The sequence below is a fragment of the Anaerobutyricum hallii DSM 3353 genome (assembly GCF_000173975.1).
GTDB classification, from domain to species: domain Bacteria; phylum Bacillota; class Clostridia; order Lachnospirales; family Lachnospiraceae; genus Anaerobutyricum; species Anaerobutyricum hallii.
Window position 1 is genome coordinate 28,208 of record NZ_ACEP01000053.1, and the last position, 21,027, is coordinate 49,234.

A 21,027-nucleotide genomic window follows, 5' to 3' on the forward strand; every position below is an offset into this window, starting at 1 on the left:
GGTTTCTGTCTTTGGCAGGATTGAAAGGGATTTTTCTATGGTGTTGCAGTTATGAAAAATTTTTCGGGTGCGTTATCTATGGATAGATTGAATGGAAGCTTTCTATGGGATTGCGTTGGTTGAATTATTCAACAATTTTCATACAGATTGAGACTTCACTTCAAATCAATCAAAAGATATGTGAGTTTTCCCTTTATAAGTATATGTGCCTGATTTGTGGAGCCAAAGACAGAAAATAAAGCCAAATTTATTTTCTTTGCCTTTGATATAGGATTTTCGTAAAATAAAATGTGTGGGGGAAAATTCAGGTGTGAGTTTATTCAAAGACTGAATGAAAAAAGAACCTTTCGATACTATAATTTTTGACTTTTGCGCTATGGAATTTTGACTGTAAGTCCTGCGAGCTCGTTTTCGAGCAGGACTTGTTTTATCAGGCAAAATGGAATGTTTAGCGCAATTGAAAAAATTATAGTATCGAAAGGTTCTTTTTTGCAGTACACTTTGCAATTGATATAACACCTGAATTTTCTCTATTTACAGGAAGAAAATCAGCATATCAATCAAAAATACTGGTATCAGGCAGCTTAGTGACCAGAGCATATATCCAAAGAAAGATGGCATTTTAATACCGTTCTCCTCTGCGATGGAGCGTACCATAAAGTTCGGAGCGTTACCGATATAGGTATTAGCGCCCATGAATACGGCACCGCAGGAAATCGCCATCAGAATTGTCTGTGGTATAAAGCTGGTCAGTGTCTGTATACCGGAGCTAAATCCTAAGGAGGCTGCAGTTGTGAAGAATACCAGGTAAGTCGGTGTGTTATCAAGGAAGCTTGATAATGCTCCGGTTATCCAGAAGAACTGCCAGGGTTCAGTCAGTCCAAGACTGGAACCCCGGGCTTTTAAAATAAGGAGTGCCGGAATCATCGTAATAAAGATACCGATGAAAAGAATGGCAACTTCCTGAATCGCATCCCAGGTAAAATGGTTGCTGCTGCGAACTTCCTTTTTGGTTGTCTTAAAGGAAAGATAAGCAGAAGCAAGAATCATCGCAATTTCGATAATGGAAGCATAGGATAAAGTTACACCCATTATAGTAAGTCCTTCGCTGAAAACAGGGAAGGTTGTTGGAAGTACTCCGCTTAAAATAACACCTGCAACGATGATAAGAAGAAAGAGAATGTTGTGTGCTCCGTCTAAATGAAGCTTTACTCTGTTTTCTTCTGTTTTCATTTCCGGGCGGAAACCGGCAGCAATGTCTTTTTTATATGCCCTTGTATCAATAAGGAAGAACAAGGTCAGTAAAATAATGACATTAATAATCATTACAGGGAGAAGATGGAGACTCCAGAAAAAGTCAACACCGTTCATAAATCCCATCAAAAGTGGCGGGTCACCTACAGGGGTAAGACAGCCACCAATATTTGAAATGAGGAAAATGAAAAATACCATAATCTGTACTTTACGCTGACGCCATTTATTTGCTCGGATAATTGGACGAATCATCAGCATACTTGCTCCGGTTGTACCAATCCAGCTTGAAAGTAACGTTCCGATAAGGAGAAGTACAACATTAACCTTTGGATTGCCGGCCAAATCGCCCTGAAGACTGATATTACCTGCAACACAGAAAAGACCAAATAAAAGGACAATAAAAGTGAGATAATCGCCCAGTGTAACCTCTATCAGATGTTCTAAAGCGACATGCCCTCCAAAAGCGATGGCAAAAGGAATGAGGAACAGCAAAGACCAGAAGGCAACGACCCAGGGCTTATGTTTTTCCCACCATTCTTCCTTTATCAAAGGGAAAATCGCAATACTTAAAAGCATACCAGCAAAAGGAATACAACTCCATATAGGAAGGGTGTTTCCGAGTGCAGTATCGGAAAGACCACTTTCAGCAGCAAATACATGCAGAGGACTAAACAGCAAAAAAGCCGACAGTCCGATTAATAGTTTTTTCATTTGTTAAACCTCCCGTATGTTGGTTTTGTATTTTTTTATTATAGGCGAAAGTCAGAAGGCAGAATTCACCAACGTAATAAAATAACTAAACTCATACTAAGACGAAGGCATTTCCTTGTCAAAGGACAAAGATAGTGATTTGTCTAAAATGGCGGAAAAAATTATAAAAAAACCAAGAATTTTATGTAAAATAAATTAAGAAAAAGCTTTTCTATCTGTTTAAAAATAATACGATGTTTGCTATAATATGTCATATCATGGAAAAGGGAAGGACATGGACGTGAAAGAAGAAATTAGTACAATAAAACAGATAAATAGTGAAGCTACGCCGATAGTAAGTCTTTCCGTTACGAATCTGGATATCGAGGTGGAGGAAGGGAAAGTTTATAAGGACTCTTTTTTCATCGAGAGTGAGAATAAAGTTCCGATAGAAGGATATGTCTGTACAACCAGCGATAAGGTGGAGACAGAGGCTGAACGGTTAGAGGGAACCCGGCAGGAGATTCCTTTTTATTTTAAAGGGAAACTGGCTACTGCGGGGAATACTTTTGAGGGAGATATTGTCTTAATAACGAACGGCGGAGAGTATAATATTCCGTACTGTGTTAAGGTAATTCATAAGTTTGTGGAAAGTTCGGGTGGACGTATCTCTACAATGGAAGAGTTTGTACAGATTTATGAGAATAATAGAAAAGAAGCAGTAGATATATTTTTCCTGCCGAATTTTGAAGAAGTGTTTCTTCAGGGAAAGCCAGAACAAAAGGAGCTGTATCACAGCCTGATGAAGAGTCGTTCTAAAAGCCTTATTCTGGAAGAATTTCTGACCGCTGCCGGTTATAAGAATACTTCATTTCTTGATGTATCACAGGATAAGCTGGTTTTAGAAGAAGAGGATAGCAGCGCACAGCTTGAATTACTTCTTACACAGCCAGGATATGTTGAGGGAAGTATCTACAGTGAAAAGGGTCAGATTCAGATTTCAAGGGAACGTTTTTCCAGTGATGATTTTACAGATGGGAAGCTGCTTTTTAATGTTGAGAAGAAGCAGAACCTTTTAAATGGCAGTGATATCATTCATATTGATACCGTTCGTCAGGATATTGAGATTTCTGTAGAATGGTGGGCGAAGCAGACAGCTTTGACTAAGGAAAAGGAGAAGAAGTTATACCTTAAGAAAAAGAGAGCACAGTTAATGCATAACTATCTGTATTTCCGAACAGGAAGTATTGCATTTGAAGATTTTGCAGAAGATTCCGGGCATGTATTAGAAGAATTGTCACGATATACAGAGGATAATGAGTGGAAGCTTTACCGAATGCATTTCTTCTTAATGGAAGAGCGAAAAGAAGAGGGGAAGGAACTGTTAGAACTCTTAGAAACTATTTCTCAAAGAGACGAATTTACGCCATTAGAAGCGAATTACTTTTTATATTTAAAGGCAATGTATTACAGAACACCGGAGGCAATCAGCAAAGCAGTATCTACGATAAGGGAGTTTTATGAGTTGTCAGAATATAAGGCAGAAGCTTTGTGGATGCTTATTTATCTTGATAGAGAGTATGTGTATAACAAGCGTCTCCAATATGATACAATCCGTCAGTTGTTTGAAGAGGGGAATAACAGCAGTCTTTTATATTTTGAAGCCTGTGATATTTTGAATGAGAACCCGAATTATATGGAAGAACTCGGGAAGTTTGAGATAAGTATTTTCCGCTGGGGTGTGCGGTATGGATATATTTCTTTATCATTATCCTACCAGTTTGCGCGTCTTGCCTTAAAGGCCAAATACTACAATAAGTCTATTTATTATATTGCGGAGAAACTGTATGGAGTAGAGCCGGATGAGCAGTTTTTACAGGTGATTTGTTCTCTTCTTATTAAGGGGAATCGTACAGGTAAGGAATATCATGAATATTTCAGACTTGCGGTAGAGGCCAATTTAAAGATTATTGGTTTGAATGAATTCTTTATCCGCAGTATGGATTTTGAGACGTATGATCTTATTCCACAGAGAGTTTTGATCTATTTTACATACAGCAACAGTTTAGATTATTTAGAGAAGGCATATTTATATAGCAACGTGCTTCGCAATAAAGAAAAGTATGAGGAAGTATATGGAGCTTACTATTCTAAGATGCTCCCGTTTATAGAAGAACAGCTTTTAAAAGGAAGAATTAATGAACACCTGGCTTACTTATATACCTGTTTCCAAAAGGAAGTACTGGAGAAACCAGATAACTGGAAAGCTGTCTGTGATATTTTATTCTACCATAAATTAATCTGCACGAATCCACATATTATTGGGGTGTATGTTTCCTGTCCAGAGCTTGGAACGGAGAAGTATTATCCACTTTCCGGCGGAACGGGCGGGGTAGAGATTTACAACGACAGGGCAGTACTTTATTTTGTAGATAATAATGAGCAGCGTTATGTGAAGGATATTAACTATCAGTTAAGGGAGTTTTTATCTCCACAGCAGTTTGAGGAAGAGTGGATACGCAGGAATTTATCCAATAGAAAGATTCTTCTTATGGAATCTGGCAAAATGGAAGAGAATATAAAAGAGCAGACTCTTCCAGTATTGCAGAGAATTGTATTTAATGATGATTTTACACGGTGGATGCAGGTGGAAGCCGTAGAAAAGATGCTTGTCTATTATGAGAATCATCAGGATAAGCGGAACCTGGCAAGATGGCTTGGCAAGATTGACTATTCGAATATTTCTACAGAATTCAGAAAGACATTGATGGATTACTATATGGAAGTAGGAATGATGGAAGATGCTTTCTTTGGAATCGAGCTTTATGGATGCGATATTATGGGTGCGGCAAAGATTTTGCGTCTGGCATCATTTGGAGCACAGTGCTATCAGGGAAAAGATGATGAAGCAACCCTTTCTTTGGCTTATGCGGCATTTATCCGTAAAAAATGCAATAAAGATACGCTTACCTATCTGATGAAGCATTTTAAGGGAGAGACAGCAGCTCTGTTGGAAATCTGGGAAAGAAGCAAGCGATTTGGGCTTGAAACAGCAGCCTTTGAACGAAGAATACTTGAGCAGGTAATGTTTACTGGCAATGATACAGAGGGCGTATTTCCTGTCTTTGAATCATTTTATGCAACCGATGAGGGTGACGAACTGATTGACCGTTATCTTGAATATGCTTCCATGAAAGAACTGGAAAGTTCAATGGAACTGAATGATTTTATGCACATGGCGATTGGTCAGGAAATTGTAAATGGCAGAATGGAAAACAGACATTCAAGAATTCATTTTCTGTATTATTTTGCAGGAAGAGAAGACTGGTATGATACGATAAAAGATACGGCAGTTTATATTATTAATGGATTTTTGCAGGAAGAATTTTATCTGCCAGTTTATCAGGCATATAGTCAGTGGATTACGTTCCCGATTCATTATCAGGAGATGACATTCCTTACTTATCATGGAAGAGCGGGAAGTAATGTGATACTCCGCTACCAGATTGATGGAGAAGAATATTCTCTCAGAGAATTACATTTAGAAGAAGTACTTCCGGGAATGTATGTGTGTCACATGAACTTCTTCCAGAAAGATCATGTAAAATACCGTCTTGAATCGGATGGAAGTCCGGTAGATGAGGGGGCTGGTTTAGAGTTTGAAACTTTTGAATATGGAGACGGAGAAGAGAGTCGTTTCTTCACATTGAATCATTTAGATTCTGAGGAGTCTTCTTTGCCGGAGGTAAAGGATTGTCTTTTAAAAACTTTTTTTGCAGACCAGTATATGAAGCTTCTGTAAATAGAAAGATAAGTTAAAAAAGCAGAATGAGAGGTTTACAATGGAAGAACTGGAAACAAAAAAATATGCCGGAATAGACTTAGGCCGTACTTCTGTACAGTTTAGCATATACCGTGAGGGACAGGAGGAGATGACAGAAGAAAGTTTCCTCCTGTCTGAAGAAGAACAAAAAGAATATATAGAGTCTGGGATGCGGCAGGTTGAAAGATATATGGAGACAGGAGGGCTTCGGTGGCCTGATTTTCAGGCGGTTCATTTTTCGATGGAGGATGCATCGGAGGAGAATCGGAGTAAGCTCAAATCGGCAGTGAGTGAGGAGCTTCGGAAACTGCATGGGGTGAAGGTTATCACGCATTTCAGAGCCTTTGCAGAATATGTATTTCATCAGGAAAGAATCATGTGGGACCGAAATACGCTTTTGTTAGATTATCATGATAATCAGCTTAGTTATGTTTTGATTGACCAGATCAGACGCTCAAAGCAGAAGGCATACCGGGCATTGCAGCAAAGAATTGATTTAAATGAGTACCGCGTAGCAGAAGGAACACCGGAGCAGGATCAGAACTTTGGCCAGATGATGAAGCGGTTCCTTGTAAAGAATCCGGCAAATATCATTTTCCTTACAGGAAGTGGATTTGAGGGAAACTGGATGAAAAAGACACTTACCTATCTGTGTGCAGGAAGAAGAGTATTTTTAGGACAGAATCTTTATGCCAATGGAGCATGTCTTTTGGGAATTCATTCGATTGAACTGATGGATGAGGGAATGATTCTTATGGATGGGCCTGATATGGTTTACCATACTGTCGGTGTCGTTACAACAGAAGCAGGTAAGCCACAGTATGTTCCGATTACTTCAATTGGAAGAGAATGGTATAATACACATGGAAGTGTGGATATTATTCTTGATAAAAGTCAGAGAGTGGATTTCTTTTACCATAATACGAAAGAGAATGAAATTGAGGGAGCCGCCTGTGATATCAAAGGACTTCCGAAACGACCGCCAAAGACAACAAGAATCCGTATTGAAGTCAGCTTTACTTCGCAGACAGAGGGAGTGATTCTTCTCAAAGATATGGGATTTGGGGAAATGTTCCCGGCGACAGGAAAGATTATCGTCTTTCCGTTTACATTGATTTCGTGATCTGGAGTGACTTTTTGACACGCTCCAGAGAATTTTCGTAAAAAGAAAGAGGTAGAGAAGATGAGAGAATCACTAATCTGTATTGGAAAGATTGGAGAAAAAGGATATTATTTTGAGGATACAGGAATACAGATTTTCTCCTATGAAGAACTTTGCTATTATATGAGTCAGCATATGATCTGCTATATTCATACACTTCCAGGAGAAGATTTGCTGGCCTATATACGGGATGAACTTGATTTAGATAAGCTGTCGAAACAGTTATCTAAGCTGCTTGATCCGGAAAAAGATCAGATGAAGTATTTTGCGGCATTGTTCCGCGAAGGTCATTATTTTAATGAGGACGAAATCAGGGATATTCTTGATGAATACAGAGGATTGATGAATGCCCCTGTCTATTTACAAAAAAAGTGGATGGGAGATCTGCTTACGAGTTCAGGACGGGCTTCAAGGGCGATACGGTATTATCAGGAAGCATTAGGGCAAAAAGAGATAAAGGAAGAAGAAGTCGGACGGCTCTATCATAATATGGGAGTGGCAGAGGCAAAGCTGTTCCGGTTTGAGAATGCCAAGATTAATTTTATAAAGGCATATCAGTATACGGGAGAAGAAAGTTCCTTATTTTATTATTATTGCATCATGGCACTGGCTGATGGAATTGAGGCAGCCGGAGAAGAATTAAAGACCTTTGAAGACTCTGATTTTCTGCTGGATGCTTTTGAAGAACAGTTCGCTGCTTTTGAAGAAGATTTTGCTTACAGTGCAATGGCTGAAAAATATAGAAAAATAGTATTTTTAGATGAAAATGGAAAGCCGGAAGAGGCTCTGGCGAAAAAACAGAGACTGGTAAGTGCCTTAAAGAAAGATTTTCGAAAAGAAATTGACATTTAGGGCAAAATATTAGTGACAAATTCGCAAATAAGTTATACTATGATAGTCAGAGCTTTTTTTGCTCTGGTGTATTGTTTTTGCAGAATAAGTTAAAACAGTAAAAATATCATGTGCTTTTTGTAGTGCATGATTTACAGGATAAAAACCAGGAGGAATGAAACATGGCAACAGAGATGAATAAGACCTACAATCCTTCCGAGATTGAGGACAGACTTTATAAAAAATGGCTGGATAAGAAGTATTTCCACGCTGAAGTAGACCGCAGTAAGAAACCTTTTACTATCGTGATGCCACCGCCAAATATCACAGGACAGCTTCACATGGGACATGCGTTAGATAACACATTACAGGATATTCTTATCCGTTTTAAGAGAATGCAGGGTTACAATGCGTTATGGCAGCCAGGAACAGACCACGCCAGCATTGCAACAGAGGTAAAGGTTACTAATAAGTTAAGAGAAGAAGGTATTGATAAAGAAGAACTTGGACGTGAGGGATTCTTAAAGCGTACATGGGAGTGGAGAGAAGAGTACGGCGGACGTATTGTCAGCCAGTTAAAGAAACTCGGTTCTTCCGCTGACTGGGACAGAGAACGTTTTACAATGGATGAAGGATGTTCTAAGGCAGTACAGGAAGTATTTATCCGTCTTTACGAAAAAGGGTACATTTACCAGGGGTCCCGTATTATCAACTGGTGTCCAGTGTGCCAGACATCTATTTCTGATGCAGAGGTAGAATATGAGGATCAGGCAGGACATTTCTGGCACATCAACTATCCGATCGTTGGAACAGATAAGTGCATCGAAATCGCTACAACCCGTCCTGAGACCATGCTTGGAGATACAGCAATCGCTGTACATCCAGATGACGAGAGATATAAAGATTTAGTTGGAAAGATGGTTCTTCTTCCAATCGTAAATAAAGAGATTCCAATTGTTGCAGATTCTTATGTAGATAAAGAATTTGGAACTGGTGCCGTAAAGATCACACCAGCTCATGACCCTAACGACTTTGAAGTTGGAAAGCGTCATAACTTAGAAGAAATCAACATTTTAAATGATGATGGAACAATCAATGAGAACGGTGGCAAGTTCGAGGGAATGGACCGTTACGAGGCAAGAAAGGCTATCGTAAAAGAGTTAGAAGAAGGCGGTTACCTTGTACGTATCGAGAACCATGAGCATAACGTAGGAACGCATGACCGCTGTCACACTACGGTAGAGCCAATGGTTAAAAAACAGTGGTTCGTAAAGATGAATGAGATGGCAAAACCAGCGATCGAGGCAGTAAAGAACGGTGACCTCCGTTTCGTACCAGGTCATTTTGACCGTACTTACCTTCACTGGTTAGAGAACATCCGTGACTGGTGTATTTCCAGACAGTTATGGTGGGGACACAGAATTCCAGCATACTACTGTGATGACTGCGGTGAGATTGTTGTAGCAAAAGAGACTCCTTCTGTATGTCCTAAGTGTGGATGTACTCATTTCACACAGGATGAGGATACCTTAGATACATGGTTTAGTTCTGCATTATGGCCATTTTCTACATTAGGCTGGCCAGATAAAACAGAAGACCTTGATTACTTCTATCCTACCAATGTTCTTGTAACAGGATACGATATCATTTTCTTCTGGGTAATCCGTATGGTATTCTCCGGATACGAGCAGACTGGCAAATGTCCATTCAGTGACGTATTGATTCATGGTCTTGTTCGTGATGAGCAGGGTCGTAAGATGAGTAAGTCTCTTGGTAATGGTATTGACCCATTAGAGATTATCGACCAGTATGGTGCAGATGCCCTTCGTCTTACTTTAGTAACTGGTAACGCACCTGGTAACGATATGCGTTACTCTGAGAAGAAGATTATTGCAAGCAGAAACTTTGCCAACAAAGTATGGAATGCTTCCAGATTCATGTTAATGAATATTGAAAAAGCAGACCTCAGCAACGTATCTCTTGATGATTTAACACCAGCAGATAAGTGGATCTTATCTAAGGCAAACTCTCTTGTAAAAGAAGTGACAGATAACATGGAGAATTACGACTTCGGTGTTGCTGTTTCCAAGTTAAATGATTTTATCTGGGAAGAATTCTGTGACTGGTACATCGAGATGGTAAAACCAAGACTTTATAACGAAGAGGATACAACAAAGGCAGCAGCACTCTTTACATTAAAGAAAGTATTGACAATTTCCTTAAAGTTATTACACCCATATATGCCATTTATCACAGAAGAAATCTTCTGCAGCTTACAGGATGAAGAAGAGTCCATCATGGTATCTGACTGGCCTGTATTCGAGGAAGCATTTGACTTTAAGGCAGAGGAGAATGAAGTAGAAATCATTAAGAATGCAGTAAGAAATATCCGTAACCTTCGTGCAGATATGAATGTACCACCAAGCAAGAAAGCAAGCGTATATGTAGTATCTGAAAAAGAGGAAGTTCGTAAAGTATTTGAGGACTCCAGAGTATTCTTTGCAACACTTGGTTATGCAAGCGAAGTACATGTACAGGCAGATAAAGCTGGTATTGCAGACGATGCAGTATCTACCGTTATCCCTGACGCAGTAATCTATATGCCATTTGCAGAGCTTGTAGATGTAGAAAAAGAAATCGCCCGTCTTGAAAAAGAAGCAAAACGTCTTGAGGGCGAGATTAAACGAGCCAAAGGAATGCTCTCTAACGAGAAGTTCATAAGCAAAGCGCCAGCAGCAAAGGTAGAGGCAGAAAAAGAAAAATTAGAGAAATACACTTCTATGGCAGCACAGGTTGCAGAGCGTCTTTCTCAGCTTAAAAAATAAATAGAGATAAGAGGGATAGAGGAATGATGACCTACAGCGAAATGGAACGGGAAATTAATGAGATACCCAAGTTCGGTGCCAAAGCAAGTCTGTCCAATCTCTCCGATTATCTGGAATTAGCGAATCACCCGGAAAGGAATCTTCGGGTGATTCATATTGCAGGGACAAATGGAAAAGGTTCGGTCAGCGCATATATTGACTCGATTTTAAGACAGGCAGGGTATACGACAGCATTATTTACCTCTCCTCATCTGGTAAAGATTAACGAGAGATTTCGTATTAATTTTAAAGAGTGTTCTGATGAAGAATTGATTTTAGCGTGGTGTCAGGTGAAGTCTTTTATGGAAAAGGGTGAGAAGCAGGGATTGCAGCCTCTTACATTTTTTGAGATTCTTTTTCTGATGGGAATGATTCTTTTTTCACAAAAAGAAATTGACTATTGTATTTTAGAGACCGGACTTGGCGGACGTCTTGATGCAACAGTACTTTCAGATCCAGTACTTTCCATAATTACTTCCATCAGTTATGACCATATGGAGATTCTCGGCGATACGATTGAAAAGATTGCAGCAGAAAAAGCAGGAATTATAAAAAATGGGATACCAGTTGTTGCTGTTGATGAAGAAAACGGGGCATTTCCTGTTATCGAAAGAACTGCGAAAGAAAAAAAATCCCCAGTTTACGGGCTGAAATCGCAAGACCTTACAATTTTAAAAAAATACGAGAATAAGATTGATTTTTCTATCAATAGCCGTTATTATAAGATAAGTAACTTAAAGGTAAAGAGTTATGCTTCCTATCAGGTACAGAATGCAGCGCTTGCCGCACTTGCTGCACATGTTCTTTTGCCAGATTTGGCGGAGAATGTTATCAGAAATGGCATTTTAGAGATGTTCTGGGCTGGAAGGATGGAAGAGATTGCAGAGAATGTTTATGTAGATGGAGCACATAATCCGGGAGCGGTTCGTCAGATTTATAACAGTTTAGCTGATTCTGATAAAGAGTGGCTCTTATTGTTTGCAGTCTGTTCTGATAAAGATTATACCGAGATGATTCGTATACTTGGAAAGATTCCGTGGAAGAGAATATACATTACAAAGATAGACAGTGCAAGAGGAGCGGATACTGCTGCGGTCAGACAGTGCTTTGAAGAAGCGGCAGGATGTCCGATATGCGAATTTGAGAGTGCCGGTGAGGCATTTAAGGCAGCTTTACGAGATAGAGGAGATGAAAAAGAAGAGAATCTTTTATGTCTTGGCTCCCTGTATTTAGTGGGAGAGATAAAGGAACTTGCAGCAACAATGTTTTGAAAGTGAGGATATATCATGTTTGATTATGATTTAGAGTTAAAGAAGTTTAAACCAGCAGTAGGCGTAGAAATCGGTGAGGATGAGCTGTTTAGTGATGACATTAAGGATATAACAGATCTTGTAGAAGAACTGGTAGCAGAGCGTGAGGGAAAGAAAGCTTCTAAGTAAGTTTAGTAGGAGGAATATAATGAAGTGTATTAAATGTGGTCGGCCAGTCGGCGCGAGCAGATACTGCAACGCCTGTGGTTTTGACAATAAACACATAGCAAAAGCATTAAATACCGCAGATTATTATTATAATATCGGCCTTGAAAAGGCGCAGATGCATGATTTAAGCGGCGCAGAGATTTATTTAAAGAAAGCTCTCAACTATAATAAGTCCCACAAGAATGCGAGAAATCTTTTAGGTCTTGTCTACAATGAGATGGGAGAAGGCGGAAAGGCCTATATCCAATGGAAGATCAGCGCAAAGCTTTCTTCTGTAGAAGAGAACGTTGCGAATCTTTACATCCGTCAGATGGAAGAACATCCTGCAGTATTTGAGGAGATCAACGAGACAGCAAAGAAATATAACACCGCCCTTTCCTATGCGAAGCAGGGAAGCGATGACCTTGCAATGATTCAGGTAAAGAAGGTACTTAGCATCACACCAAACTTTGTGAATGCACATCTGTTATTTGCCCTTCTTCATATGCGTGCAGGAGATAATGTTTCCGCACAGACTGATTTGAATAACGCACTTGCAATTGACCGCTATAACACAACAGCACGCAAATATCTGAATGAGATGGGCGAGAACCCGGACACTGTACCGGAGAAGCGTCCGGCAGATGCCTTAAAACCGGATAATGAAAACCTTAGAAATGTACGTCCGGTAGACCATTATGAAGATCCGAACAAGGAAACATGGAAACAGTTTGTTTACATGCTGATTGGTCTTGCTATCGGTGTAGTTGCGATGTTTGTTCTTGTTATTCCTAGTGTAAAGGCAAGCGTAAGCGTTGACTATAATAACTTAAAGAAAGAGTACAGCCAGACTACAAATAAAAAAGATGCAGAAATCAGCACATTAAAAGATGACAAGAAGAGCCTCCAGAAAAAGAATAAGAAGCTTACTAAGCGTCTTAAAGTTTACGAAGGCTCCAAAGGCGAAGACAGCATGTATGACAGCATCTTAAAGGCCAGTCAGGCATACTCCAGTGGAAATTATGTGGAATGTGCAAAGCATCTCTTAAAAGTAGACAAAGACTCTCTGCCATCCACAACAGCCAAGAATTTATATACATCCATGAAGGATAAAGCTTTCCAGAATGCTGCAGCACAGTTATATAACAGTGGAAAGGCTTCCTTTGATGCATATAAATATCAGGATGCATTAGATGACCTTGAGCAGTCCTATAAGTATGATAAGAGCTACAATACAGAGTATCATATTGCGATGTGCTATAAGTACTTAAATAAGAATACAGATAAGGCACAGGAATATTTCTATGATATTATCAATAATTCAGGAGATAGTGAGCTGATTCGTAAGGCAGCAAATCTTGGTCTTGATATGGTAATTAACTCTGCGAAAGAAGCAGCAGCGAAGGCAAAAGGCGGAAGTACAACGACAGACTCTAAGTCAGATACTGCGAGCAGTTCTGATTCTTCCACATCTAAGAAGAGTAGTACAAAGAGTACAACAGAAGAAGACTTCGGTGCAGATACATCAAATAGCAATAACTAATTTTATAAAATTATTACGAATAAAAATAAGTTCGACAAAATATGTCGGACTTATTTTTTTGTTTTCGGTAAAATATAGTTATTCAGAGTTAAATATTACAATAAAAATAAAAGGAGAGGGAAAAATGGGATGCTGCCATGTAAAAAATCAATGTTTAGTTATCAGACTTCCGAAAGAAATTGATCACTATCAGGCTGAAAAAGTAAGAAGGGAATGTGAGCAAAGTTTCATGAAATTTATTATCCGTGATATTATTTTTGACTTTTCCGATACATCCTTTATGGACAGTTCAGGAATTGGCCTGGTATTAGGACGAGTGCGGAAGATACATCCAATTAATGGGAAGGTATATCTGTTTGGAGGGAATGAATTAATTCAAAAGATGTGGGAAATGGCAGGAATATTAAACCTGGTTACAGTTTTAGACAGTATTGAAAAAGTAAAGGAGGTATACGAATGAAACAGGCAGGGGAGAATAGTAACAGTTTAAAAATGGTATTTCGTAATCGCCCGGAAAATGAAAAAATTGTCAGGACGACAGCAGCGGTATTTGCTTCGGTATTAGATCCGACATTAGAAGAAATATCTGATTTTAAAACAGCTGTTTCAGAGGCAGTCACTAATGCGATTATCCATGCCTATCCAAAAACAGGCGGCGATATTGAGGCGTATTTTAAAAGAGAAGATAAAAAGATAACAGTACTTATAACAGACTATGGTATAGGTATAAAAGATGTCGGAAAATCGATGCAGCCATTGTATTCAACCCTACATACACAGGAACGTTCCGGGATGGGCTTTACCTTTATGGAAGCATTCGCAGATGAGGTAAAAGTGAAAAGTGTACCCGGAAAAGGAACGACAGTAAAACTTATAAAAATTATAGGGAAGGGGGAGGAGTGTGGAGAGAACCTGTGAATTAATTAAGCAGGCAAAAGAAGGAAATAAAGAAGCACAGTCAATATTAGTAGAAGAAAACTCCGGTTTGATCTGGAGCGTGGTAAAACGTTTTCAGGGACGGGGATATGATAAAGAAGATTTATTTCAGATCGGCAGTATCGGACTGTTAAAATGCATTGAAAATTTTGATTTAGAAAGAAATGTAAAGTTCTCCACCTATGCAGTACCATTAATTATGGGAGAAATCAAGAGATTTTTAAGAGATGACGGTATTGTCAAAGTAAGCCGAAGCCTAAAAGAGGCTTCTTATAAAATCAAAAGAGAAAAAGAACACTATCAAAAATTATACAATAGAGAACCAACATTAAAAGAAATTGCGGTCACCTTAGATATGGACGAGTCCGATATCCTTATGGCAATGGAATCTGGTCAGGAGGTGTGTTCTCTACACCAGGTCATTTATCAGAGTGAGGGAGATGAAATTCATTTAGAAGATAAACTCGAACAGCAGGCTGACTTGATAGAACAGACCGTAGATAATATATATGTACAGGAATTATTAAAAAAACTAAATGAGCAGGAACGCCAGATTATCCATATGCGGTACTTCCAAAATCAGACCCAGGCGGCGATTGCAAAAAAGATTGGAATTTCCCAGGTACAGGTATCTAGGATGGAGAAAAAAATACTGAATAAATTGAGGAAGAATGCCAATACTAAGGAAAACGGAAATCTTTGAGGAATTTGTTATGGAGAAAAAAATTATTTATCTGAAGGCAGAGCAGAGTTCCTATGTAAATCATGAAAAAATTCATATTGGGGACATTGCTTCTGTTTTTTGTGAAGATAAGGAGATAGAGAAGAAAATCAAAAATATTGTTTTATATGAGTTTGATGAGAAAAACGAAAAAGAAGGGAGAGTTTTTCTATCAATCTTATTATTGATTGAGAAAATTTCGGAACAGATTCCGTATGGTGAAGTTCGAAATACCGGTGAGACTGATATGGTTATCTATTATAAAGCAGAAGAGCTAAAAAGCAAAAAATGGGTACAGGTGATAAAGATTTTATTTATTTGTGCGACTTGTTTTTTTGGAGCAGGCATTACAGTTATGGGATACAATAATGATGTAGACATGGTGAAAGTATTTGGCCAGCTTTATAAAGTATTTCTTGGAACAAAGCCAGACGATCCTACATTTGTGGAACTCTTTTATTCTGTGGGACTGGCATTGGGAATTTTTCTGTTTTTTAATCATGTTCCGGGGAAAAAAGTTACAAATGAACCAACACCAATTCAGGTGCAGATGCGCCTTTACGAGCAGGATGTAAATAGAACTTTTTTATTGGGAGCCTCACGGAAAGGAGAAGAACTGGATGTGTCTGGGAATAATGACAGTGCCAATAATAAATAAAGTTATTTTAGGCTGGGTTGCTTTTGGTGCAGGATTTGCTGTGGCAGGTGGGTTTATTGCATTTATCAGTTTGATTGGAATTGTAACAAGGCTGGCAGGACTCACGAAAACGGCAGACGCAATCCCGACCTACGAAAATAGCATGGCATTAGGATTGATTTTTTTTAATCTCGTATCATTATATCAACCAGACTTGCAGTGGATTTCTTATACGGCAGCTCTTAGTATAATCAATATTGTCGGTCTTTTTACAGGAATATTTGCTGGATGTCTTGCCGGTGCACTTGCGGAGGTAGTAAATATTATTCCTATATTTTCCAGAAGAATCAAACTGAGAAAAGGATTTCCTTACATGGTAAAAGCCGCCGCAGTAGGAAAGTGCATAGGCTGTTTAATACAATTTTATGTATTCTGATTTGTTGAATTGGCAAAACTGACGAAACATCGAAATCCCATCGTCCATATTTGTGATTTTAGTCGCTGCGCGTTGAATGTTCGCTTATGCGCTCGCATTCAACACTTGCTCCGAGACCACAAATATGGACGATGGGATTTCGATGTTTCTGACAGTGGTTTCTGAAGTAAAATCAGAATTCATGCTGGAGGGATTTGGGGAAGAGGACAGGAGATGTAGAAGTTCCGGAAAATGAAATTCTATAGGATTGATACTTGACCCAGTGCCATAATCGTATAGTTATGGCCCCTACTTTTTTCTATTAACAAGAGCGTGTTTACGAATTTATTTAAGCCATAACTGTCTGAAATCTCCCTCAAATTTCACCAAAACATAAATTCTGACTGTTCTTCAACTTCCAAAGACAGCTCTCAGAGAATGAAATAACCTATATTTGTGGCCTCGGAGCAAGGTTTGGATACGAGCGTGTATAAGCGAGTATTCAAACCGCAGCGACTAAAGTCACAAATATAGGTTATTTCATTCTCTGAGAGCGTCTCTTTGCCTGCAGCAATCAGAATTTAACAAAACCAGTTGACGTATGAAGTGGATACAGGTATTATACAATTCAGAAGGCTCCTCTCTTTTTTGGAGGGAGCTGTTTTTGTTTTAAAATTAAAATGACCGTGAAAGGGGTATATACTTGGAAGAAAGAACAAAAGCACTGCTCGTCGGTGTGAATTTAAATAATGATCCAGAATTTGAGACAGCATTAAAAGAATTAGAAAGTCTGGCAGAGGCCTGTAACATGGAAGTTGTCGGAGTGGAGACACAGAATGTAAGCCAGATTAATACCGGTGTTTATGTAGGAACAGGACGTGTGGAGGAGATTAAAGCTGTTGCCCATATGATGGGGGCGGAGGTGATTATTTTTGATAATACGTTATCTCCAATGCAGCTTCGCAATCTAAAGGATATTATCGAGAGACCGGTATTTGACCGTACACATCTGATTTTACAAATTTTCTCATCAAGAGCGAGAACAAGAGAAGCACAGATTCAGGTAGAGACAGCGAGACTTCAGTATGAACTGCCAAGACTTACCGGTATGGGAGAAATCTTGAGCCGTCAGGGAGGCGGAAGCGGCGGATTATCTAATAAGGGAGCTGGTGAGAAAAAACTTGAATTAGATAAGCGAAAAATCCGCCACAGAATCAGCGAGTTAAAGAAAGAACTTCGTGAGGTAGAGAAGAACAGAGAGACGCAGAGAAAGCGGCGTTTAGTGCAGGGAATCCCACAGGTTGCCTTAGTAGGCTATACTAATGCAGGAAAGTCAACACTGTTAAATGCATTTATTGATAAATACGAGGAGAACGAAGAAAAGAAAGAAGACAGAAAAGTAATGGCAAAAAATATGCTTTTTGCGACACTTGATACTACAGTCCGCAAGATTCATTTGCCAGATAAAAGAGAATTTCTTCTTTCCGATACCGTAGGATTTATCAGCAAACTTCCACATAATCTAGTAGAAGCATTCCATTCTACATTAGAAGAAGTAAAATTTGCCAATCTTCTGTTAGAAGTTGTAGACTATTCCGATGAACATTATATGGATCATATGGAAGTTACTCGGCAGACATTAAAAGAACTTGGCGCAGATGAGATTCCATGTATTCATGTCTTTAATAAATGCGATATTGCAAAGGCAAATGGGAGAGAAGATGTTCCAGCAGAACTTCCGCATATCGGAAAAGACTGCATCTATATGGCAGCCGGACAGAATATTGGTTTAGAAGAACTCGTACAGCTTATTTCTAACCATATTTATCAGGATTATGTAGAATGTACGATGCTGATTCCGTATACGGAAGGGGCATTGGTGTCTTATTTCAATGAAAATGCAACCGTAAAAGAAACGGAATATGAGGCAGAGGGAACGAAAATAACGATGAGCTGTCTGCTTAAAGACCTCAAAAAATATAAGGAATATGTAATTCTATAGGTCGATTTCTGATTGCCGTAGGCAAAAGAGACGCTCCCAAAGAGAGAGCATACCCTATATTTGTGGCTTTAGTCGCGGCGGTTTGAATACTCGCTTATACACGCTCGTATCCAAATCTTGCTCCGAGGCCACAAATATAGGGTATGCTCTCTCTTTGGGAGCTGTCTTTGGCTGCCTATGCAAACTCAGAAATTGTTTTGAGAAAGATTTGAGGCTTCTACATCTCCTGTCTTCTTCCCCAAATCCCTCCAACTGATTTTCTGCTCCGCAGCCTCACAACTCAGAATTTCTCTATTGAAGATTCAGTCTCTTTGTCATGATGTATTTACTTCCCATCCAGCATACGGCTATCAGAATAATATTAAAGATGAGCCCAGTAATCAGAATTGGATTAAGGAAAGTTTCAAAGGAGTAGTTATTGCTGTAAATATTCACCCGCATAATTGTAGTGCTGCCGAAGTATCCCCAGACTACAAGCTGGATTAATCCAAATATCTGCTGAACAACATAAATTCCAACATATGCCCCAATGGAAGCAAGTACTTTGTGGCTGGAGGCAAGGTTTCCAAGTGTGATACTGAAAAACAGTATACCAATTGCCAGGAATGGTGATAGAACAAGGGCAATAATAATTAATGTTGTAAAGAGCGGTGTCTGGCTTGCATAACGTATCAGAGTGCTCCAGAAAATACTAAAGTTAGAGAAAAGCTCTGTACTTCCTACCAAAATAAAGATAGATATGCTGATAACTACAACGTCAATAAGAAGCCATAGTAAAGCAGCAAGTTCTTTTGAAAGCAAAAGCTGTGATGGTGTTACAGGCAGGGTATTTGTAAGGTAGCCCTGGTCGGTAAATACATTTTTATGAAAATGATAGCCGCTATATATATAAGTAAAGATAGCAATACTTGAAATGACAATGACAAGAGCAAAAATAAGAAGCATTGTCAACGTGCCTATGATAGTGGAATCGGTGTTTAATAAAGCGTCTGTTCCTCCGCTTATTGTAAAATAAAAGCGAGATAAGAGGGCAAATAATAACACGAATCCATGAATTGGCAGTAGAAGCTTTGAAATAGAACGCCATTCATATTTAAATAATTTTCCTAACATTTGAATACCTCCCGGAATAATACATCCACTGATTTTCCCTGATTAAAACGAATATCTTCCACATCATTTTTTAGGACGATATGTCCGTTTTTGATAAAAACAACTTCATCCAAAATATTTTCCACGTCAGAAATAAGATGCGTGGAAATGAGGATGGTGGAATCGGGTTCGTAATTGTTGATAATCGTACTTAAAATGTAATCTCTTGCAGCAGGGTCCACTCCGGCAATCGGCTCGTCGAGACAGTAAAGTTTAGCGCGGCGGCTCATGACAAGGATTAGCTGTACTTTTTCTTTTGTTCCTTTCGAAAGGGTTTTGATTCGGGCATTAGAATCAATGTTTAACTTTTCTAACATGGAAATTGCCCGGCTTCTGTCGAAGTCTTTATAAAAGTCCTCAAATAATGTAATTGCTTCTGAAACTTTCTGTGTTTCATCTAAGTAGGTACGCTCCGGGAGATAGGAGACGATTTTTTTCGATTCGACTCCAGGGGTATTTCCATTGATAAAAAGTTTTCCGCCTGTTGGAGCAAGTAATCCGTTGATTAACTTGATTAAAGTAGTCTTTCCACTGCCATTTGGCCCGAGAAGACCGATAATTTTACCGGATTCTAAGGAAAGAGTAATATTGTCGAGTGCCTGTTTGCGGCCATATTTTTTGGATAGATTTTTACATTCCAGAATCGTACTCATTTTTGATTCTCCTTTCCGAGTTTTTCAAGTAAAGTGATTGTCTTTTCGTAATCAAATCCCATCTGTGACATTTTATTAAGAAATTCTTTGATTTGTGTGGATGCCAGTTCCTCTCTCATTTTTTCAATCATAGCTTTGTCCTCTGTAATAAATCGCCCGCTTGTTCTTGCGGAATGAACCAGATTCTCTCTTTCTAATTCGGAAAGAGCTTTCTGCATTGTGTTGGGATTTACCCCCGCCTGAGCAGCTAAATCTCTGACCGAAGGAAGTTTGTCGCCCGGCTGATATTTGCCTGATACAATATCCAGCGATACTTTCTCGATAATCTGAGCGTAAATTGGACGGCTGGAGTCAAGATTCCAAGACATTTATAACACCTCCTTTAAGTTATCAACACTTACATTCAAGAATGCCTCGGCATTTTTGCTGCAAGCTGCGCGTCATCTCACATCTGATACAATTCTATTTTGCAGGAAAATGTAATAAATTCCTTACAATAAAATTCTGTATTATTGTACTAAGTGATTAATACAATAATACATGTAGAACGAGAAAATGTCAACACAAAATAAAAATATTTTTTCGCCCATGACTTTTTTGCAAGTTTGAGATACAATGGTGAGAGTGTATTTAAAATGAGAGAAGATTATAAAAACTAGAGCGTGTTTGAAAAATGCTTTCTGCAAGATGTGCGTTGCAATTTGTGGGAGATTTTGCCTGAATGAGGGCGGCGTAGCGGGCTACGTCAACTGAATGAAGGCAAAATCTCCCGCAAATTGGGGCGTGCAGATTACGGGAATGATTTTTCAAACACGCTCTAAAGAGGAGAAAACTATGGAAAATAAAAAAGCATTTGGTCATGCTCTTGCCATTTTTACGATTTTTAT

General features: G+C 38.9%; 17 protein-coding genes and 2 pseudogenes. 14 read left to right on the forward strand and 5 right to left on the reverse strand.

The genetic code is table 11. The features are described 5' to 3' along the window. Positions 1-534: 534 nt before the first annotated feature. Complete coding sequence (locus EUBHAL_RS04575; protein ID WP_005345453.1) at positions 535-1,965, reverse strand: sodium:proton antiporter; 1,431 nt, start codon at positions 1,963-1,965, stop codon at positions 535-537. A 280-nt stretch (positions 1,966-2,245) separates the two neighbouring features. Here EUBHAL_RS04575 and EUBHAL_RS04580 point away from each other — a divergent pair, with 280 nt between their 5' ends. The 13 genes from EUBHAL_RS04580 (at position 2,246) to hflX (ending at position 18,335) form a co-directional block, all read left to right on the forward strand. Further along, positions 2,246-5,746 carry a DUF5717 family protein gene (locus EUBHAL_RS04580; RefSeq protein WP_135960901.1) on the forward strand — a complete coding sequence of 1,167 codons (3,501 nt, stop codon included), beginning with the start codon at positions 2,246-2,248 and terminating at the stop codon, positions 5,744-5,746. Positions 5,747-5,786: 40 nt separating this feature from the next. Then, entirely contained in the window at positions 5,787-6,890 is a 1,104-nt protein-coding gene (locus EUBHAL_RS04585; RefSeq protein ID WP_005345455.1) for a DUF5716 family protein, read from the forward strand. A 60-nt stretch (positions 6,891-6,950) separates the two neighbouring features. Next, entirely contained in the window at positions 6,951-7,781 is an 831-nt protein-coding gene (locus tag EUBHAL_RS04590; RefSeq protein ID WP_005345456.1) for a hypothetical protein, read from the forward strand. 161 nt (positions 7,782-7,942) lie between these two features. Next, positions 7,943-10,585, forward strand: coding sequence for a valine--tRNA ligase (locus EUBHAL_RS04595; protein WP_005345457.1), 2,643 nt, complete (start codon positions 7,943-7,945; stop codon positions 10,583-10,585). 23 nt (positions 10,586-10,608) lie between these two features. Further along, on the forward strand, positions 10,609-11,895 hold the full coding sequence (locus EUBHAL_RS04600; protein WP_049940627.1) for a bifunctional folylpolyglutamate synthase/dihydrofolate synthase: 1,287 nt from the start codon (positions 10,609-10,611) through the stop codon (positions 11,893-11,895). Positions 11,896-11,910: 15 nt separating this feature from the next. After that, positions 11,911-12,063: a hypothetical protein gene (locus EUBHAL_RS15870; protein WP_005345461.1), complete on the forward strand. Its 153-nt coding sequence runs from the start codon at positions 11,911-11,913 to the stop codon at positions 12,061-12,063. A gap of 19 nt (positions 12,064-12,082) precedes the next feature. Continuing rightward, positions 12,083-13,624 carry a tetratricopeptide repeat protein gene (locus EUBHAL_RS04605; RefSeq protein WP_005345462.1) on the forward strand — a complete coding sequence of 514 codons (1,542 nt, stop codon included), beginning with the start codon at positions 12,083-12,085 and terminating at the stop codon, positions 13,622-13,624. A 124-nt stretch (positions 13,625-13,748) separates the two neighbouring features. After that, the gene (locus EUBHAL_RS04610; protein ID WP_044922002.1) at positions 13,749-14,084 is read left to right on the forward strand and encodes an anti-sigma factor antagonist; all 336 of its coding nucleotides are present in this window, start codon (positions 13,749-13,751) and stop codon (positions 14,082-14,084) included. Next, entirely contained in the window at positions 14,081-14,542 is a 462-nt protein-coding gene (spoIIAB, locus tag EUBHAL_RS04615) for an anti-sigma F factor (protein ID WP_005345464.1), read from the forward strand. The genes EUBHAL_RS04610 and spoIIAB overlap by 4 nt, the downstream gene beginning before the upstream one ends. After that, positions 14,526-15,263 carry a SigF/SigG family RNA polymerase sporulation sigma factor gene (locus EUBHAL_RS04620; protein WP_005345465.1) on the forward strand — a complete coding sequence of 246 codons (738 nt, stop codon included), beginning with the start codon at positions 14,526-14,528 and terminating at the stop codon, positions 15,261-15,263. Before spoIIAB ends, EUBHAL_RS04620 begins: the two co-directional genes overlap by 17 nt. Before the next feature lie 10 nt (positions 15,264-15,273). After that, a complete protein-coding gene (locus EUBHAL_RS04625) occupies positions 15,274-15,939 on the forward strand; it encodes a stage V sporulation protein AA (protein WP_022170276.1) in 666 nt (221 codons plus the stop codon). Then, positions 15,923-16,354, forward strand: a complete 432-nt coding sequence (locus EUBHAL_RS04630; protein ID WP_167534387.1) for a stage V sporulation protein AB — start codon at positions 15,923-15,925, stop codon at positions 16,352-16,354. Before EUBHAL_RS04625 ends, EUBHAL_RS04630 begins: the two co-directional genes overlap by 17 nt. Positions 16,355-17,036: 682 nt before the next feature. Continuing rightward, positions 17,037-18,335 carry a GTPase HflX gene (gene hflX, locus EUBHAL_RS04635; protein ID WP_005345471.1) on the forward strand — a complete coding sequence of 433 codons (1,299 nt, stop codon included), beginning with the start codon at positions 17,037-17,039 and terminating at the stop codon, positions 18,333-18,335. Positions 18,336-18,626: 291 nt separating this feature from the next. On the opposite strand, the gene EUBHAL_RS04640 is transcribed toward hflX, so the two are convergent. From EUBHAL_RS04640 to EUBHAL_RS16715, 4 genes and pseudogenes are all read right to left on the reverse strand, one after another. Beyond that, the gene (locus EUBHAL_RS04640; RefSeq protein ID WP_005345472.1) at positions 18,627-19,448 is read right to left on the reverse strand and encodes a hypothetical protein; all 822 of its coding nucleotides are present in this window, start codon (positions 19,446-19,448) and stop codon (positions 18,627-18,629) included. After that, positions 19,442-20,140, reverse strand: a complete 699-nt coding sequence (locus EUBHAL_RS04645) for an ABC transporter ATP-binding protein (RefSeq protein WP_005345473.1) — start codon at positions 20,138-20,140, stop codon at positions 19,442-19,444. Before EUBHAL_RS04645 ends, EUBHAL_RS04640 begins: the two co-directional genes overlap by 7 nt. Next, positions 20,137-20,508, reverse strand: a complete 372-nt coding sequence (locus EUBHAL_RS04650; protein WP_005345474.1) for a GntR family transcriptional regulator — start codon at positions 20,506-20,508, stop codon at positions 20,137-20,139. The genes EUBHAL_RS04645 and EUBHAL_RS04650 overlap by 4 nt, the downstream gene beginning before the upstream one ends. Before the next feature lie 262 nt (positions 20,509-20,770). Then, positions 20,771-20,890: pseudogene (locus EUBHAL_RS16715) on the reverse strand (DUF6783 domain-containing protein); the annotation flags it as partial. Here EUBHAL_RS16715 and EUBHAL_RS16720 point away from each other — a divergent pair. After that, positions 20,858-21,027: pseudogene (locus EUBHAL_RS16720) on the forward strand (DUF6783 domain-containing protein); the annotation flags it as partial. The pseudogenes EUBHAL_RS16715 and EUBHAL_RS16720 overlap by 33 nt on opposite strands.

What these genes read in the sequence shown, in the direction of transcription:
- EUBHAL_RS04600 (WP_049940627.1), top strand. Translation starts at nt 10,609, where the DNA reads ATGATGACCTACAGCGAAATGGAACGGGAAATTAATGAGATACCCAAG.
- EUBHAL_RS04645 (WP_005345473.1), bottom strand. Translation starts at nt 20,140, where the DNA reads ATGAGTACGATTCTGGAATGTAAAAATCTATCCAAAAAATATGGCCGC.
- EUBHAL_RS04605 (WP_005345462.1), top strand. Translation starts at nt 12,083, where the DNA reads ATGAAGTGTATTAAATGTGGTCGGCCAGTCGGCGCGAGCAGATACTGC.
- EUBHAL_RS04585 (WP_005345455.1), top strand. Translation starts at nt 5,787, where the DNA reads ATGGAAGAACTGGAAACAAAAAAATATGCCGGAATAGACTTAGGCCGT.
- EUBHAL_RS04625 (WP_022170276.1), top strand. Translation starts at nt 15,274, where the DNA reads ATGGAGAAAAAAATTATTTATCTGAAGGCAGAGCAGAGTTCCTATGTA.
- EUBHAL_RS15870 (WP_005345461.1), top strand. Translation starts at nt 11,911, where the DNA reads ATGTTTGATTATGATTTAGAGTTAAAGAAGTTTAAACCAGCAGTAGGC.
- spoIIAB (WP_005345464.1), top strand. Translation starts at nt 14,081, where the DNA reads ATGAAACAGGCAGGGGAGAATAGTAACAGTTTAAAAATGGTATTTCGT.
- EUBHAL_RS04650 (WP_005345474.1), bottom strand. Translation starts at nt 20,508, where the DNA reads ATGTCTTGGAATCTTGACTCCAGCCGTCCAATTTACGCTCAGATTATC.
- EUBHAL_RS04575 (WP_005345453.1), bottom strand. Translation starts at nt 1,965, where the DNA reads ATGAAAAAACTATTAATCGGACTGTCGGCTTTTTTGCTGTTTAGTCCT.
- EUBHAL_RS04610 (WP_044922002.1), top strand. Translation starts at nt 13,749, where the DNA reads ATGGGATGCTGCCATGTAAAAAATCAATGTTTAGTTATCAGACTTCCG.
- EUBHAL_RS04595 (WP_005345457.1), top strand. Translation starts at nt 7,943, where the DNA reads ATGGCAACAGAGATGAATAAGACCTACAATCCTTCCGAGATTGAGGAC.
- EUBHAL_RS04590 (WP_005345456.1), top strand. Translation starts at nt 6,951, where the DNA reads ATGAGAGAATCACTAATCTGTATTGGAAAGATTGGAGAAAAAGGATAT.
- EUBHAL_RS04640 (WP_005345472.1), bottom strand. Translation starts at nt 19,448, where the DNA reads ATGTTAGGAAAATTATTTAAATATGAATGGCGTTCTATTTCAAAGCTT.